This is a genomic window from Streptomyces sp. NBC_00988, from assembly GCF_045162645.1.
Taxonomy (GTDB): domain Bacteria; phylum Actinomycetota; class Actinomycetes; order Streptomycetales; family Streptomycetaceae; genus Streptomyces.
The window spans coordinates 863,133-877,880 of sequence record NZ_CP108730.1 but is presented as its reverse complement, the minus strand read 5'-3'; the positions used below and the strand labels follow the sequence as shown (position 1 = coordinate 877,880).

Here is a 14,748-nt window from a genome sequence, read left to right as displayed (position 1 = left end):
GGCGTGCCACATGTGACCTGACCGGGAGCGCTCCACGCAGTACCCCTCCCGGAGGAAACCCATGACCGATCTGGTCATTCGCGCGCTCGACGAGAGCGACGCCCACCTTTTCGACACCCTTCCCGACGCCCTCGGCGCCCGAGCCGAACACCGCCGGACAACCTGGCGGCCCGACTGGCAGCGGGTGGCCCTGCGTGACGGCACGGTCGTCGCACGCGCCGCCTGGTGGGGCGGCCCGAACGACACCGAACCCCTCGCCGTCGACTGCTTCGACCTGATCGAGGGCGAGGAGGAAGTCGGGGCCGAACTCCTGCGCAGCGCACCCTGGCGCGTCGACGTGGAACTGAACCTCCCCGCCGGCTGGCGCGACAACCCCGAGACCCGCGCCGCCGCCGAGGCACGCTTCACCGCCCTGCGCGCGGCCGGTTACGACCTCCTGGTCGAGCGGTTCATCTACCGGTGGACCCCGGAGTGCGGCCTGCCCGAACGCCCCGGCCGCCTCGTCTTCGCCCCCGAACCGGACGACGCCGTGTTCTTCGACGCGCTGCGCCGCATCCACTCCGTCACCCTCGACGCCCACGCCCAACGGGCCATCCAACAAGGGGGAGTCGAGAAGGCCGCACAGGAGGAGATCGACTTCTTCCGCTGGTGCCCGTCCCCGCGCGAGTGGTGGCAGATCGCACGCACCCCGGAAGGAGACCTCGCGGGCATCCACATCCCGGCCCACAACCCGTCGGGCCCCTGCATCGGCTTCATCGGAGTCGTACCGGAACAGCGCGGCCACGGCTACGCCCGCGACCTGCTCGCCGAGTGCACCCACTACCTCGTCGAGCGGGGCGCCGAGTTCATCGCCGCGGCCACGGACCAGGGCAACTTCCCGATGGCCGCGCACTTCGCGAAGGTCGGCTATCCGGTCATCCGGGAGCGGGCCAGCTTCAATTGCGTCGAGTAGCCGAGTAGCCGAGTAGCCGAGTATGCGCGTCGATTCGTAGACCCGTAGACCCGTAGACCCATAGGGCGGTCGGCCCGGGCTGTCATCAGTTCCGGGCCGACTGTCAGTGCCGGGTGCCATGCTGGCGGCAGGTCGATCTACGGCGGGATGGAGGCGGGCATGGGGTTCGTCGGCGAGGTCTGGCAGGTGCGCACGGGCGAGGAGTCGGTGGGGGAGATCCTGATCGACGACGCCGACTTCCCTTGGCTGTCGGGCAAGTTCACCGCCGGTCCGGCGTTCGGTGACGTGGAGGAGTTGTTCGCGCGGGAACTGGCCCTTTCGAAAGCGGACGACGACGGGCACTGGATCCGGTGGGAAGAGGCCTACGACGAGATCAGCCGACAGGTGACGCTGACCTCGCCGGACGGTCCCGTGCCCGAGTTCCTGCTGCACATCGAGGGGGAGCGGGCCTGGTTCCGGTGGAGCGACGAGCCGTTCGACGAGGACGAGGAGCCACCCGGCGGCGAGTGACCCGTCGACCGACCAGGGCGACTGATCAGGCAGGCTCGCTGTCCACCATCGCCTCGGCCTCGGCCAGGATCTCGGTGACCCGAAGCCCGAAAACCGCGTCGCACGCGTGCGGCCGGCCCGTGCGTACGGCCTCGCTCAGCGCGTCGGCGGCCCGCACCAGGGCGGACACCGCGTCGCCCGAGCTGTCCGGGAGGCTGGTCACCCCGGCCGCGCCGCGCAGCTCGACCGTGACTCCCGCCGCGGCGGTCGGCGCGGTGAGACTCAGCGTCAGCGTGCTGGACGCGCCGCCGACGTGGTCCAGGACCAGCACGACGGTGTCGCCGGGACCTCGTACGGCGGCGGCCACCCGTCGTGCATCACCGAGGACCGGCAGCAACACGGACAGGGCGTGCGGGCCCACGTCCCACAGCGCGCCCTTCTCCTGCCGCCAGGGCGAGGCCGCGAACGGGCTGTCGCTGGTGAACACCGACCCGAGCCACTCGGCCCGAGCCGTGAACCAGCCCTCCGAGGCGGCCTGTTCGGTGATCCAGGCGTCGGTCTCCGGTTGGAAGCGGGTGGTGAAGAACACGACCGACGCGACCCCGGCCTCCCGCACCGCGTCGACCACGGCCCGCCCCTGCTCCACCGTCGGCGCGATGGGCTTGTCCAGCAGCAGATGCCGACCCGCCCGCGCGGCCCGCACCGCCAACTCGGCCTGGATCGACGGCGGCAGGGCCACGGCGACGGCGTCCACGTCCGCGAGCAGGGCGTCGACATCGTCGTAGGCCGCTACGCCGTGCTGGTCGGCCAGTTCCTTGGCGGCGTCGGGGCGGCGCCCCCACACGCCCGCGAAGTCCCACGCGTCGTGCCCGCTGAGGGCGGGGGCGTGAGCCATCTGCGCCCAAGGGCCGGTGCCGAGCAGTCCGATACGCATAACGCTGCCTTTCCACGGTCGAACCTGGTGACGAGACCGGAGCCGATCCGACCGGCCGGTCGCCGGTGAGCGTGCCATATGAACGGGGCGGGTGCGCAAGCCCTTACCGCTACCGGGGCTGCCGGCTGCCGATCGATGCGCCGAGCTCAGTCAGTCGGCCCCGCATGACGGCAAGGCCGCTGCGGGTGGCGGAGCACTCGCCGCCCGCACCGCATGGTTCCCGGCCCAGGCACGGCAGTTGGGCGCCGAGGAATGCCGCTGATGCTGCGGACCCGCCTCGAAGTCCCGCTCACGTCCGCCCAGTTGAGCCGCAGCGCAACCGCGATCCTGCTCAGCCGACCTCAGCCGGTCCGGGGTCCGGTCCCGGTCGTGAAAGCGCCGCCCTCGCCGAACACCAACCGCCCGAAGTTCTCCGCGATACGCCGATGTCCCGCCGGATCGGGATGGACCTCGTCGGGGAGCGGCAGTTCGGCGTAGTCATCCTCGCCGTAGAGGGAACGGCCGTCGAGGTAGTGCAGGTTCGGGTCGTCGGCCGCTCGCTGCTCGACGACGCGGGCGAGTGCGTCGCGGATGACGGTGAGTGTCAGGCGCCCGAGGGCGCGTTCCGCCGGGTCGCCCGTCGCCCTGAACCGCAGGGTGCCGCCGTCGGAGTCGGGCATGAGGGGGCCGGGAGTGTCCTCCTGGACCGGGCAGAGGATGGCGGAGACGACCAGCAGTGGTGTGGTCGGATGCCCCTCGCGGATGGTGTCGAGGAAGCCGTGCACCGCCGGGGTGAAGGCGCGCAGACGCATCGCGTCGGCGTTGACGATGTTGATGCCGATCTTGACGCTGATCAGGTCCGCCGGGGTGTCCCGCATCGCGCGGGCGGTGAACGGGTCGAGCAGCGCGTTGCCGCTGAACCCGAGGTTGACGAGCTCCACCTGCCCCTCGGCGGCAGCCAGAGCCGGCCAGATCGCCGTCGGATGCGTGGCGTTCGAGCCGTGGCTGATCGAACTGCCGTGGTGCAGCCACACCTTGCGCCCGTTGTCCGGCGCCTTCTCGACGGGGGCGTCGGTGCGCAGGGCGATCAGCTCGGCGGTCTCCGTGTGCGGGAGCCAGATCTCGATGTCCTTGTCGCCCGCCGGCAGACCGGTGAACCGGGCGGTGCCGGGCTGCCCCTCCGTGAACTCGGAGGACTGGGTCATCATGTCGGTGATCGTGCGCACGTTGCCGCCGACCACCGTGGCCTGGGCCGTGAGGCGGCCGTCGACCAGCAGGTCGTACACGCCGTCCGCCGGGGCCGGGAACCCCCGGTAGACGCGCTTGGTGGGCAGCGTGTCCAGCTCGATCGTGGTGGCCCGGGTGCGGAAGACCAGCCGTACACCGGAGGGCTGCGCCTCGGCCACGGCCAGTTGGTCGTCGGGGATCTGGCGGCGCGCCCGGGCGGGCAGCCGGTGCGGCAGCAGACCGTGCGCGGTCGTCTCCACGTCGAGGAAGCCGCGCAGCATGTCGGTGGTGACGGGTGTGGTGATCGTGTCGTGTTCGGTGCTCATCGCCTCAGCCTGTCGATCGGGGTTTCCGGGACGGTCAGTTGTGGGGCGCGGCCCGGTTCCGCAGCAGCGCGTCGAGCGAATCCACGATCCAGGCCCAGGACTCCCGCGCGTCGGGCGCGCTGTGGTCGAAGCCCCCGGCCAGCTCCAGGCTGACGTAGCCGTGGAAGACGCCGCCCAGCATCCGGACCGCGTGCGTCTGGTCCGGCTCCGCCAGGTCGTAGCCGCGCAGGATCGCCCGGGTCATCTGCGAGTGCCGCACCCCGGCGCTGGCGGCCGCCGTCTCGGGGTCGAGCCGGAGCCGCGCCGCCGCGTACCGGCCGGGGTGCTCCCGGGCGTAGTCCCGGTAGGCGTCCGCGAAGGCGGCCAGGGCGTCCTTGCCGGCCCGCCCGGCCACCGCGTCGGAGACCCGGTCGGCGACTTCCTCCAGCGCGAACAGGGCGATCCTGGTCTTGAGTTCCTGGGAGTTCTTCAGGTGCGAGTACAAGCTCGCGACCTTGACGTCAAACCGTCGCGCGAGTGCCGAGAGGGTCACCTGGTCGAAGCCGACCTCGTCGGCCAGCTCCGCCCCCGCCAGGGTCAGCCGCTCCGGCGTCAGTCCTGCTCTGGCCATAACCTTCCTCCCATTCGACGATGGCCATTATGTATTTGCCTAAAGGTTTTAGGCAAACTAGCGTGCCGTTCATGAGACCACTGACCGAGCGGGAGATCCGCGCCGCCTTCGTGAACTGCACCAAGGGCGAGGCCAAGCGCCTGTCCGTGCCCCGGGACCTGGCCGAACGGCCGTGGGACGACCTGGACTTCCTCGGCTGGCGGGACCCCCAGGCCCCGGACCGCGCCTACCTCGCGATCGAGCTGGACGGCCGCCCGACGGCCGTCGCCCTGCGCTCTCCCGGCGTCGCCTCCTGGCAGACGCGGCGCAGCATGTGCTCGGTGTGCATGACCATGCACACCGGAGGCGTCTCGCTGATGACCGCAGCGAGGGCGGGCAAGGCCGGGCAGCAGGGCAACTCCGTGGGCGCGTACATATGCAGCGACCTCGCCTGCCCGCTGTACGTGCGCGGCAAGAAGGACGCGGGCGTCGGTGCACGGATGCCCGAATCACTCACCCTGGAGGAGAAGATCCAGCGGACCGTCACCAACGTCACGGCGTTCATCGCCAAGGTCGCCGCTCGTTGAGCAGTCCCGACTGAGCGATTCCGACTGGGCGATCCCGATTGAGCAGTCCCGCTGCTGGATCCGTTCGATTTCTTCTATTGGACCTGCGGACCCGGGCCGGAGAGGCTGGGCGATGCGTCCTGCCCGTCGTGACCCCGGTCCGAGACCCGGCTCCGGCTCAGGCGGTGCCGGACGGCACGGTTCTGCGCGACAGCCGGAAGACCGGAAGAGGAGCACCAGCATGGACACCCGCCGTATCGGTGACGTCGAGGTCAGTGCGATCGGCCTGGGCGGTATGCCCATGTCGATCGAAGGACGGCCGGACGAGGCACGCTCCCTCGCGACCATCCACGCCGCCCTCGACGCGGGCGTGACGCTGATCGACACCGCGGACGCCTACCACCTGCACGCCGACGATGTCGGGCACAACGAGTCCCTGATCGCCAAGGCCCTCGCCTCCCACGACCGGGGCGCGGACGTCCTCGTCGCCACCAAGGGCGGTCATCTCCGCCCCGGGGACGGCAGTTGGACCCTGAACGGCAGCCCCGCGTACCTGAAGGAGGCCTGCGAGGCCTCCCTGCGCCGGCTCGGCGTGGAGGCCATCGGGCTCTACCAGTTCCACCGCCCCGACCCGAAGGTCCCGTACGCCGAATCGGTGGGTGCGGTACGGGAGTTGCTCGACGAGGGCAAGATCCGCCTGGCCGGCATCTCCAACGCGGACCCGGAGCAGATCCGGCTCGCGAACGAGATCCTCGACGGCCGGCTGGTCTCCGTGCAGAACCAGTTCTCCCCGGCCTTCCGCTCCAGCGAACCGGAGCTGGACCTCTGCGACGAACTCGGCATCGCGTTCCTGCCCTGGAGCCCCCTCGGCGGTATCGCCCGCGCCGGTGAACTCGGCTCCGCCTACGCGCCGTTCGCCCGCATCGCCGAGAAGCACAGCGTCAGCCCGCAGCGCGTCTGCCTGGCCTGGATGCTCGCCAAGTCCCCGGTCGTCGTACCGATCCCGGGCGCCAGCCGCCCGGAGACGATCCGCGACTCGGCCGCCGCACCCGAACTCACCCTCTCCGCCGAGGAGATCGCGGAGCTGGACGCCGTTTGAGAAGACCCTGATGTCTGAGGTGTAGTAGGGGCGGGCAAGGGCAGAAAGCGCTTGCCCGCCAACTGGCCCCAGGGGGCCGACCGGTCACAGGGGGAGGACCACCACCGATGGCGTCGACCACGGAGAAACCGCTCGACCACCGCTACCGCGACGAACACCCGATCCGCACCCTCGCCTACCTCTTCCGTGCCGACCGAAGACAACTGGCCCTGGCCGTCGCCGTGTTCACGGTCAAGCACAGCCCCATCTGGCTGCTCCCGCTGATCACCGCGTCCATCATCGACACGGTCGTCCAGCACCAGCCGGTCAGCAGGCTCTGGACGAGCACCGGCATCATCCTGTTCATCCTGCTGATCAACTACCCCCTGCACGTGCTCTACGTCCGCCTCCTCTACGGCAGCGTCCGCCGCATGGGCACCGATCTGCGCTCGGCCCTGTGCACCCGCATGCAGCAGCTCTCCATCGGCTACCACTCCCGGGTCAGCGCCGGAGTGCTCCAGGCCAAGGTCGTGCGGGACGTGGAGACCGTCGAGCAGATGGTCCAGCAGACCGCGGAGACCGGGCTCGGCGCGATCACCGTGCTCACCGGCGGCCTGGTCATCATCGGCTTCCGCACACCGGAGTTCGTGCCCGTCTTCATCGTCGTCGTACCGGTCGCCGCGCTCCTCGTGTCCCGGCTGCGGTCACGCCTGCGCACCCACAACGAGCACTTCCGCCACGAGGTGGAGACCCTGTCCTCACGCGTCACGGAGATGACCCGCCTCATCCCGGTCACCCGCGCCCACGGCCTGGAGGGCAAGGCCCTGCGTCGCATGGACGGCACCCTGCGCCGACTCCTCACCTCCGGAAACCGCCTCGACCTCCTCAACGGCCGCTTCGGCTCGCTGGCTTGGGTCGTCCTCAACGTCGTCGGCGTCCTGGTCCTGGCCGGCGCGGCCCTGGTGTCGTACTACGGCGTCTGGGGAGTCACCGCCGGCGACGTCGTCATGCTGAGCGCCTTCCTGACCACGCTCACCAACTCCACCACGTCCCTCACGACCCTGGCCCCGGTCATCACCAAGGGCCTGGAATCGGTCCGTTCGGTCGGCGAAGTGCTCCAGGCACCCGAGTTGGAGGACAACGAGGGCAAGGCGGAGGTCACCGAGGTACGCGGAGCCGTCACCTTCCGACACGTCGGCCACGCCTACGACAACGACCAACACCGGCCCGCCGTGCACGACTTCACCCTCACCGTCGCACCCGGCGAGACCGTCGCCCTCGTCGGCGCGTCCGGCGCCGGAAAATCCACCGTGCTCAACCTCGTCATCGGCTTCATCCGCCCCACCACCGGCCAACTGCTCCTCGACGGCACCGACATGAACACCCTCGACCTGCGCACCTACCGCCGCTTCGTCTCGGTCGTCCCGCAGGAGTCGATCCTCTTCGACGGCACGATCCGCGACAACGTGGCCTACGGCATGGACGACGCCGACGAGGACTCGGTGCGCGCGGCCCTGCGGGACGCCAACGCCCTTGAGTTCGTGGACAAGTTGCCGCAGGGCCTGGAGACCCTGGTCGGCGAGCGCGGGGCCCGGCTGTCCGGCGGTCAGCGCCAACGCCTCGCCATCGCACGGGCGTTGATCCGCGACCCCAAGGTGCTCGTCCTGGACGAGGCGACCTCGGCCCTGGACACCCGCTCGGAAGCCCTCGTCCAACAGGCCCTCGCCCGGCTGCTGCGCGGCCGTACGACCTTCGTGGTCGCGCACCGGCTGTCCACCGTCCGGGGCGCCGACCGGATCGTCGTGATGGGCGACGGGGAGATCCTGGAGGTCGGCACGCACGACGAACTCCTGCGCCGGGGCGGTGCGTACACGGCGCTGCACAGCGGGCAGGTCGCCTGACCGGATCTCGCGGTCGTTTGGTTGGACCGGCGCGGGCTGGGCACACGGAGCGAAAAGCGAGAGAGGGGCGTTTCGTGCTGGTGCCGGACCCGAAGGCCGTCAGAAAACTGCTCACCCGGTACGCGGTGCTGCGCATCTCCCAGGCGGAGCGCCACCGGCCTGAGGCGGCCGACGAGTTGAACGACGTCGTCTACACGCTCTGCGTGATGATGGGCACCACCGGCATCCGGGAGGCCATCGTCAAGGCGGACGCTTTGTTGGCGGCGGCGCGCAGCGCACCGGGCAGTGTGGTCGCGGACGGCCGCGCCGTTGCGTAGATCCGTCAGGAGAAGGCGACTTCGGGAACCTTCCTGCCGTGGAACGCCGAGCGGTACGCCTGCGGGCTGGTGCCGACCACTCGGCGGAAGCGCTCGCGGAACGCGGTGGGGGAGCCGAACCCGGCCTGCTGGGCGATGCGTTCGATGGTGTGGTCGCTGTTCTCCAGCAGGTACTGGGCGCGTCGTACGCGGGCCCGCAGCAGCCACTGAAGCGGTGTGCTGCCCGTCTGTTCGCGGAAACGGCGGCTGAACGTCCGCTCGCTCATGCCCGATCGCGAGGCCAGCGCGCCCAGGGTGACCTCGTGGGAGAGGTTGTCCTCGATCCACTGGAGCAGCGGTTCGAGGGTCGACCCCTGCGGGACCGGCGGGTGCTGGTGGACGATGAACTGCGCCTGCCCGCCCTCGCGTTCGAGCGGCATGACCGACAGCCGGGCCGCGTCCGCGGCGACCGCCGAGCCGTAGTCCCGCCGGATGAGGTGCAGACACAGGTCAAGGCCGGCGGCGGCCCCGGCCGAGGTGAGGATCTGCCCGTTGTCGACGTACAGCACGTCCGGCTGCACCTCGACCAGGGGATAGGACCGGGCCAACGCGTCGGCGGCCACCCAGTGCGTGGTGGCGCGCAGCCCGTCCAGCAGCCCGGCCTCGGCCAGCACGAAGGCGCCCACGCAGATGGACACGATCCGGGTACCCGCCGCTGCCGCCTCCCGCAGTGCCGCCAGCACCCGGGCGGAGGGCGGCGCGGCCTGCTCCGAGCGGCCCGGGACGATGACGGTGTCGGCGTCCACCAGCGCTTCGAGCCCGTGGTCGACCCGCAGCGCGAACCCGTCCGTCCGCACCTCCGGCGTCTCGCCGCACACCCGCACCCGGTAGGCGTTCCGCCCGTCCGGCAGCCGGGTACGGCCGAACACCTCCATCGGTGTCGCCATGTCGAACGGCACCACATGATCGAGAACCAGGATCGCGACGGTGTGCATGAACACCACGATAGATGGATTCCCGCCAGCCATCCCACATGGTCTTCTGGCATAGCTGCCTGCTGAGAGGGCTTGGCGAGAATCCGTTGCAAGCTGTCGTTTCAGCCCCTGTGCTGCCGCGTCGGCCGTCCCTAATCTGGGCCGGTGACCAAGATCCTTCTCACTCTGCACGTCCTGGCCGCCATCGTCGCGGTCGGCCCCGTCACCGTCGCCGCCAGCATGTTCCCACCGGCGGCCCGCCGCGCTCTCACGGGCGCGGACGGACCCGACGCGGGGGTGACGACCGTACGACTGCTGCATCGCATCTGCCGTGTCTACGGCGCGGTCGGGCTGGCGGTGCCCCTCTTCGGCTTCGCGACCGCTTCCGCGATGGGCGTCCTCGGCAGCGGCTGGCTCATCGCCTCCATCACGCTCACCGCGGTGGCGGCCGGCATCCTGATCGCCTTCGTGCTGCCCCGCCAGGACGAACTCCTGGAGCAACTCGGCGCACAGCGGCCCGTGGAACGTTCCGGGACCGTTCAACTCGCCATGTTCACCGGCATCTTCAACCTGCTGTGGGCGACCGTCACCGTCCTCATGATCATCCGCCCTGGTTCGACCACGGGCGCCTGACCGGTCAGCCGGTGACGCGGACCAGGAGGAGCGCCACGTCGTCGTCCGGTTCGGGGCGCAGCGCGTTGAGGAGCATGTCGCTCGTCTGCTCCAGGGGGCGGCGGGAACTCTGCAACAGCCGTGTCAGCGCATGCAGTCCCACGTCGATGTTCTCGCCGCGGTTCTCCACCAGTCCGTCGGAGTAGAGGGCGAGCAACGCGCCCGTGGTGAAGTCGACTTCGGCGGTACCGAAGTCCACGCCGCCGACGCCGAGCGGCACTCCGCCGGGGATGTCGAGGAGTTCCGCGGTGCCGTCGGGGTGGATCAGGACGGGTGGCAGATGCCCGGCGCTGGACAGTTCGCAGGTGCCCCGGCCGAGGTCGACGACGCCGTACGCGCAGGTGGCGATCGCGTCGCCGAGGGAACCGGTGAGGTCGTCGAGGTGGTGCAGCAACTCGGCGGGCGGGAGGTCGAGCCGGGCCAGTGCGCGGGTCGCGGTGCTCAACTGGCCCATGATGGCGGCGGCCTGGACGCCCTTGCCCATCACGTCGCCCACGACGAGCCCGGTGCGGCCCGGCCCCAGTGGCAGCACGTCGTACCAGTCGCCGCCGACCTCGCTCAGCGCCGGCAGGTAGCGGGCCGCGATGTCGAGGCCCTCCTGCCGGGCCGGGGCCGGTGGCAGCAGGCTGCGTTGGAGGGTCAGCGCGGTGGTGCGCTCGCGGCCGTAGAGGCGGGCGTTGTCGATGCAGATCGCGGCGCGCGCGGCGAGTTCCGTGGCGAGGACGCGGTCCTGTTCGTCGAAGGGGCGGTCGTTGACGGTGCGGTAGAGGCTCAGCGTGCCCAGGACCTCGCCGCGGGCCATCAACGGGACGGCCAGGTACGAGTGGACGCCCGCCGTGCGCAGGGTCTGGGCGGCGCGCCCGTCCCGGGCGATGCGGCGCATCATCGGCGGGTCGACCCGCTCGACGAGGATCGGGCCGGCCTCGCGGACGCACTGGGTGATGATGCGGTTCGGGCCGTAGGTGGCCAACTCGCCCACCGGGTCCGCCGCGTGGATCGCGTCGGTCAGGTATCCGGCGGCGACCGCCAGCGCGCGGAACTCGACCTGCGCGTCCTCGGTCACCGGGGTGATCGTGCCGTCCGTGACGACCGATTCCAGGACGTCGACGGCGGCCAGGTCGGCCACATGCGGGACCGCGACGTCGGCCAGTTCACGGGCGGTCTGCTGGAGGTCCAGCGTCGTCCCGATCCTCACCCCGGCCTCCGCGACGACCGACAGGTGCTGGCGCGCCTGCGCGACCTCCTCCGCCGCCTGCTCCCGCTCGGTCACGTCCAGGACGGCCATCGCCAGCCCCAGCACCCGGCCCTGCGCGTCCTCGATGCGGTGGTACGACTCCGAGTACGCCCGGTCCACGACGTCGGCCGCCGTCCGGCCCACGGTCTGCTGGTCGAGCAGCGGCTTGCCGGTGATCAGCACATGCCGCATCCGTGACTCGATGGCCGCGACGTCCAGACCGGGCAGCACCTCGCCCACCCGGCGCCCGACGACCTCCTCCTCCGGCACGCCGTTGATGCGCTCCAGGGCCGGGTTGCCCCCGACCCACCGCAGATCGGTGTCGAACACTGCGATGCCCACCGGCGTCTGCCGCACCAGGCTGTGGGACAGGGCCAGGTCCCGCTCCACACCCCGTACGGTCGTGGCGTCCGCCGCAAGGCCCAGCAGATGCGCCTGACCGTGGCTGTCGCGCAGCCGCATCGTGCGGAACTCCACCGGCCGCTCCGTGCCGTCCCGGTGCAGCAGCGGGAACACCCCCGCCCAGCAGGCGCCCGTACCGACCTGGGCGAACAGTTCACGCGCCCTGACCCGGTCGTCGGGCGACACGAGCAGCCGGTCCGCGCGCTGGGTCAGCGCCTCCTCGGGGGAGTAGCCGAGCAACTGCTCCGCCTCGGGACTCCACAGCCCGATGTACCCGCCCGCGTCCAGGACCACCGCCGCGACCCGCAACAGGTCCAGCAGCCCGCCCGGGGCGGCCGAGACACCGTCCCCGGCACCGTAAGCGTCCATCCCAGCCGCTCCTTCCGGCGCGGCACGGCACCGCCAAGATCCGAACCACGGGTCATCCGATTACGGCACAGCACGCCCCGCGGGGCAACAGCGCGCGAGGTGAACAGGGGAAGGGGGCCGTATGGAGCACGCTCCCGCGCGGACGCCCACGGACCCCCGGATTCTGGTCGTGCCCCGACCCCACAGCCCCCAGGACACTCCATGCCCCTGCCGCTCCGCCTCGTCTCCCTGCTGGTCGCCACCTGCGTGGGCGCCCTCGTGCCCGCGTCGACCGCCGCGGCCGACGACCACTCCCTCCAGCGCGGCCTCGACGACCTGGTCGCCGCCCCCGACGGCCCGCCCGGCGTGATCGTCGTCCTGCGCGACGGCGACCACCAGCGCGTCCTGAGCGCCGGAACCGCCGACATCACCACCGGCCGCCCGCTCGAACCGAACGACCACACCCGGACCGCGAGCACCAGCAAGGCGTTCAGCGGAGCGGTGGCCCTGCATCTCGTACAACGGCACCGGCTCGCCCTCGACGACACGATCGGCACCCGGCTGCCCCACCAGCCCCGGGCCTGGCGGAAGGTGACCCTGCGCCAGCTCCTCCAACACACCAGCGGACTCCCGGACTTCAGCGAGAGCACCCGCTTCCGCAGCCTCATCCAGGCCGACCCGCACCGGCACTTCGACTCGCGGCGCCTGCTCGACTTCGTGGCGGGCGAGCCGCTGCGCTTCACCCCGGGCTCGCAGTACCGCTACTCCAACTCCGACAACATCGCCGTAGCCCTGATGGCCGAGGCGGCGACCGGCACGCGCTACGAGGACCTGCTGCGCCACGACGTCTACAAGCCGCTGGGGCTGCACGACACGAGCCTGCCGCAGGGGTACCGGATGCCGGAGCCGTACATGCACGGATACGCGGTCGGCGGAGCCACCGGACCGGAGGACGTCAGCGAGACGATCGGCATGTCGGGCGTGTGGGCGTCGGGTGGGATCACCTCGTCACCCCGCGACCTGACCGCGTTCATCAGTGGATACGCCGCCGGGGCCCTCACCTCGAAGGCGGTCGTGCGGGAACAGCGGCACTGGATCCCCGGCGCCTCCGAACCGGCCGGCCCCGGCCGCAACAGCGCCGGACTCGCCCTCTTCCGTTACGACACCCGATGTGGCGTCGTACTCGGACATACCGGAAACACCCTCGGTTACACACAGTTGATCGCGGCGACCCCCGACGGCCGACGCTCGCTCACTTTCTCATTGACAACTCAGGTGAACCAGGCGGGGAACCCGGAACTCCTGGCCAAGGTGCGCGCGGTCGAGGAGGACGCGGTGTGCGGCCTGTTGGGGACATACGGGGCAGAGCGCCACTCCTGACCCGGGGCGCTCACCCCGTCCGCCTCAGGCGAACCGTTACTGCTCAACCGGCCACGCTGTCCGACCCGTTGACGAGGCCCTCCCGTTCCGAGGCGGCGGGCAGGGCCAGCCACTCCGCGATGGTCCGGGCGATCGGCTGGCCGGTCTCCGCCTCGACGAAGCCGAACTGGCCCGACTGGTTGCACTCCAGGAACCACCAGGTCCCGTCGCCGTCCTCGGCGAAGTCGAAGGCGCCGTAGGCCAGTTCGGCGTCCCGCATGTACGTCAGGACGGCCTCGGCGATGCGCGGCGGGACCTCGGCGGGGCACCAGGGCTGCGTGGAGGTGGCGAAACGGACGTCGACCTCGGTGGGGTCGGCGTCCGGGGCGGTCGCCGTACGGGCGGCGAGCATCCGGTCGCCGACGACGGTGAGCCGGATGTCCGCGCGCTTGGCGACGCGGCGTTGCAGCAGCGTCGGGCCGAACGCGACGGCGGCGAAGTCGGTGTCCGGCGCGACCCGGCTCGTCGGCACCGCCCGGGGCGGATCCTGCGGATGGGCGCCGGAGACCGGCTTGACCACCAGGTCCGGGAAGCGCTGCGAGAACTCGCGGGCGGCCTGCGGGAACGTGGTGATCAGGGTGGCCGGCACGGGCAGCCCGCTGCGCTGCGCGAGACGCAGCTGCCAGGGCTTGTGCCGGGCGCGTCGGGACGCGTCGGGGTGGTTCATCCAGCGGGCGCCGGAGCCGCGGAGCATGCCGTAGAGCGCCTGGGAGGCCTCCTCGGTCAGCCATGCGGAGGGCTGCGGTGCGCGGGTCGCCGGGGTGCCCGGTCGGCGCACCCAGATGGAGCGCAGTCCGCTCACGCTCACCAGCCGCCCCCCGGCGGACAGATGGCCGCGGAAGGCTCCGTGCACGTACTCACCGGACAGCGCGACCCCGCCGGTGAGGTCGGCGGGATCGATCCGGACCACGGGGACGCCGGACGCGTGCAGGTGGACCACCACCATGTCCGCCGTGACGTCCTCTTCGCAGGTAAGGACCAGGACGGTCATTTTCGTCGTTCCGTGTTCAGTCGTCGAAGTGAGTCTTCGATCCCGCGGTGGACGTCGTGGTCCCCAGTTCTCTCAGCAGAGCGAGATCATGGGCGGCGACCCGTCCGTCGGCGAGCACGTTCAACTGCAGTCCGGAGTCGTAGCTGTACGGAGCGGTGAGCTCCAACTGTGCTGCCGGGCGAGCGTAGTTGAGCGCGAACGGTTGCATCGTCTCTCCCTCGTCGGTACTGCCTCGTGCAAGCGGTGGCCACCCTGCGAGGTCGCTTGGCCCGCTGACTTCCGTCTGCTTCCAGAGACTTATACGAATCGAACGAGTGAATGGTTTCCTTACTCTGCGTAGTCAGAGTAAGGAGCGCGCCGCGCACACCGCG

At 71.0% G+C, this 14,748-nt stretch carries 15 protein-coding genes; 8 read left to right on the top strand and 7 right to left on the bottom strand.

Going from position 1 to position 14,748, the window contains the following annotated elements; translation table 11 throughout:
- Positions 1 to 61 precede the first annotated feature (61 nt).
- Positions 62 to 952, top strand: a complete 891-nt coding sequence (locus OG496_RS04105) for a GNAT family N-acetyltransferase (protein ID WP_405969608.1) — start codon at positions 62 to 64, stop codon at positions 950 to 952.
- A gap of 159 nt (positions 953 to 1,111) precedes the next feature.
- Positions 1,112 to 1,462 (top strand): hypothetical protein, encoded by a 351-nt coding sequence (locus tag OG496_RS04100; protein ID WP_366492609.1) that lies wholly within the window; start codon positions 1,112 to 1,114, stop codon positions 1,460 to 1,462.
- A gap of 25 nt (positions 1,463 to 1,487) precedes the next feature.
- On the opposite strand, the gene OG496_RS04095 is transcribed toward OG496_RS04100, so the two are convergent.
- The 3 genes from OG496_RS04095 to OG496_RS04085 all read right to left on the bottom strand — a co-directional run bounded on the left by OG496_RS04095 (position 1,488) and on the right by OG496_RS04085 (position 4,517).
- A complete protein-coding gene (locus OG496_RS04095; RefSeq protein ID WP_405969607.1) occupies positions 1,488 to 2,375 on the bottom strand; it encodes a Gfo/Idh/MocA family protein in 888 nt (295 codons plus the stop codon).
- A 341-nt stretch (positions 2,376 to 2,716) separates the two neighbouring features.
- The gene (locus OG496_RS04090; RefSeq protein WP_405969606.1) at positions 2,717 to 3,907 is read right to left on the bottom strand and encodes a GDSL-type esterase/lipase family protein; all 1,191 of its coding nucleotides are present in this window, start codon (positions 3,905 to 3,907) and stop codon (positions 2,717 to 2,719) included.
- A gap of 34 nt (positions 3,908 to 3,941) precedes the next feature.
- Positions 3,942 to 4,517 carry a TetR/AcrR family transcriptional regulator gene (locus OG496_RS04085; protein WP_405969605.1) on the bottom strand — a complete coding sequence of 192 codons (576 nt, stop codon included), beginning with the start codon at positions 4,515 to 4,517 and terminating at the stop codon, positions 3,942 to 3,944.
- 71 nt (positions 4,518 to 4,588) lie between these two features.
- Between OG496_RS04085 and OG496_RS04080 the strand changes: the two genes are divergently transcribed.
- From OG496_RS04080 to OG496_RS04065, 4 genes are all read left to right on the top strand, one after another.
- Positions 4,589 to 5,083 carry an FBP domain-containing protein gene (locus tag OG496_RS04080; RefSeq protein ID WP_366492613.1) on the top strand — a complete coding sequence of 165 codons (495 nt, stop codon included), beginning with the start codon at positions 4,589 to 4,591 and terminating at the stop codon, positions 5,081 to 5,083.
- A 220-nt stretch (positions 5,084 to 5,303) separates the two neighbouring features.
- A complete protein-coding gene (locus OG496_RS04075) occupies positions 5,304 to 6,161 on the top strand; it encodes an aldo/keto reductase (RefSeq protein WP_405969604.1) in 858 nt (285 codons plus the stop codon).
- A gap of 107 nt (positions 6,162 to 6,268) precedes the next feature.
- Entirely contained in the window at positions 6,269 to 8,041 is a 1,773-nt protein-coding gene (locus OG496_RS04070) for an ABC transporter ATP-binding protein (protein ID WP_405969603.1), read from the top strand.
- 74 nt (positions 8,042 to 8,115) lie between these two features.
- A complete protein-coding gene (locus OG496_RS04065; protein WP_405969602.1) occupies positions 8,116 to 8,358 on the top strand; it encodes a DUF5133 domain-containing protein in 243 nt (80 codons plus the stop codon).
- Between the two features lie 5 nt (positions 8,359 to 8,363).
- Here OG496_RS04065 and OG496_RS04060 read toward each other — a convergent pair whose 3' ends face one another.
- A complete protein-coding gene (locus OG496_RS04060; protein WP_405969601.1) occupies positions 8,364 to 9,332 on the bottom strand; it encodes a GlxA family transcriptional regulator in 969 nt (322 codons plus the stop codon).
- 144 nt (positions 9,333 to 9,476) lie between these two features.
- Here OG496_RS04060 and OG496_RS04055 point away from each other — a divergent pair, with 144 nt between their 5' ends.
- The gene (locus tag OG496_RS04055) at positions 9,477 to 9,944 is read left to right on the top strand and encodes a hypothetical protein (RefSeq protein WP_405969600.1); all 468 of its coding nucleotides are present in this window, start codon (positions 9,477 to 9,479) and stop codon (positions 9,942 to 9,944) included.
- 4 nt (positions 9,945 to 9,948) lie between these two features.
- Here the strand turns inward: OG496_RS04055 and OG496_RS04050 are convergent, their stop codons facing one another.
- The gene (locus tag OG496_RS04050) at positions 9,949 to 11,988 is read right to left on the bottom strand and encodes a SpoIIE family protein phosphatase (protein ID WP_405969599.1); all 2,040 of its coding nucleotides are present in this window, start codon (positions 11,986 to 11,988) and stop codon (positions 9,949 to 9,951) included.
- 201 nt (positions 11,989 to 12,189) lie between these two features.
- Here OG496_RS04050 and OG496_RS04045 point away from each other — a divergent pair, with 201 nt between their 5' ends.
- Positions 12,190 to 13,347: a serine hydrolase domain-containing protein gene (locus tag OG496_RS04045; protein WP_405969598.1), complete on the top strand. Its 1,158-nt coding sequence runs from the start codon at positions 12,190 to 12,192 to the stop codon at positions 13,345 to 13,347.
- A gap of 43 nt (positions 13,348 to 13,390) precedes the next feature.
- Here OG496_RS04045 and tgmB read toward each other — a convergent pair whose 3' ends face one another.
- Complete coding sequence (gene tgmB, locus OG496_RS04040; RefSeq protein WP_366492621.1) at positions 13,391 to 14,377, bottom strand: ATP-grasp ribosomal peptide maturase; 987 nt, start codon at positions 14,375 to 14,377, stop codon at positions 13,391 to 13,393.
- 16 nt (positions 14,378 to 14,393) lie between these two features.
- Positions 14,394 to 14,585 carry a putative ATP-grasp-modified RiPP gene (gene tgmA, locus OG496_RS04035; protein ID WP_033283043.1) on the bottom strand — a complete coding sequence of 64 codons (192 nt, stop codon included), beginning with the start codon at positions 14,583 to 14,585 and terminating at the stop codon, positions 14,394 to 14,396.
- Positions 14,586 to 14,748: the final 163 nt, after the last annotated feature.

Coding starts and splice junctions, on each gene's coding strand:
- OG496_RS04050 (WP_405969599.1), bottom strand. CDS start 11,988: ATGGACGCTTACGGTGCCGGGGACGGTGTCTCGGCCGCCCCGGGCGGG.
- OG496_RS04105 (WP_405969608.1), top strand. CDS start 62: ATGACCGATCTGGTCATTCGCGCGCTCGACGAGAGCGACGCCCACCTT.
- OG496_RS04070 (WP_405969603.1), top strand. CDS start 6,269: ATGGCGTCGACCACGGAGAAACCGCTCGACCACCGCTACCGCGACGAA.
- OG496_RS04080 (WP_366492613.1), top strand. CDS start 4,589: ATGAGACCACTGACCGAGCGGGAGATCCGCGCCGCCTTCGTGAACTGC.
- OG496_RS04100 (WP_366492609.1), top strand. CDS start 1,112: ATGGGGTTCGTCGGCGAGGTCTGGCAGGTGCGCACGGGCGAGGAGTCG.
- OG496_RS04060 (WP_405969601.1), bottom strand. CDS start 9,332: ATGCACACCGTCGCGATCCTGGTTCTCGATCATGTGGTGCCGTTCGAC.
- OG496_RS04090 (WP_405969606.1), bottom strand. CDS start 3,907: ATGAGCACCGAACACGACACGATCACCACACCCGTCACCACCGACATG.
- OG496_RS04085 (WP_405969605.1), bottom strand. CDS start 4,517: ATGGCCAGAGCAGGACTGACGCCGGAGCGGCTGACCCTGGCGGGGGCG.
- OG496_RS04045 (WP_405969598.1), top strand. CDS start 12,190: ATGCCCCTGCCGCTCCGCCTCGTCTCCCTGCTGGTCGCCACCTGCGTG.
- OG496_RS04075 (WP_405969604.1), top strand. CDS start 5,304: ATGGACACCCGCCGTATCGGTGACGTCGAGGTCAGTGCGATCGGCCTG.
- tgmB (WP_366492621.1), bottom strand. CDS start 14,377: ATGACCGTCCTGGTCCTTACCTGCGAAGAGGACGTCACGGCGGACATG.
- OG496_RS04095 (WP_405969607.1), bottom strand. CDS start 2,375: ATGCGTATCGGACTGCTCGGCACCGGCCCTTGGGCGCAGATGGCTCAC.
- tgmA (WP_033283043.1), bottom strand. CDS start 14,585: ATGCAACCGTTCGCGCTCAACTACGCTCGCCCGGCAGCACAGTTGGAG.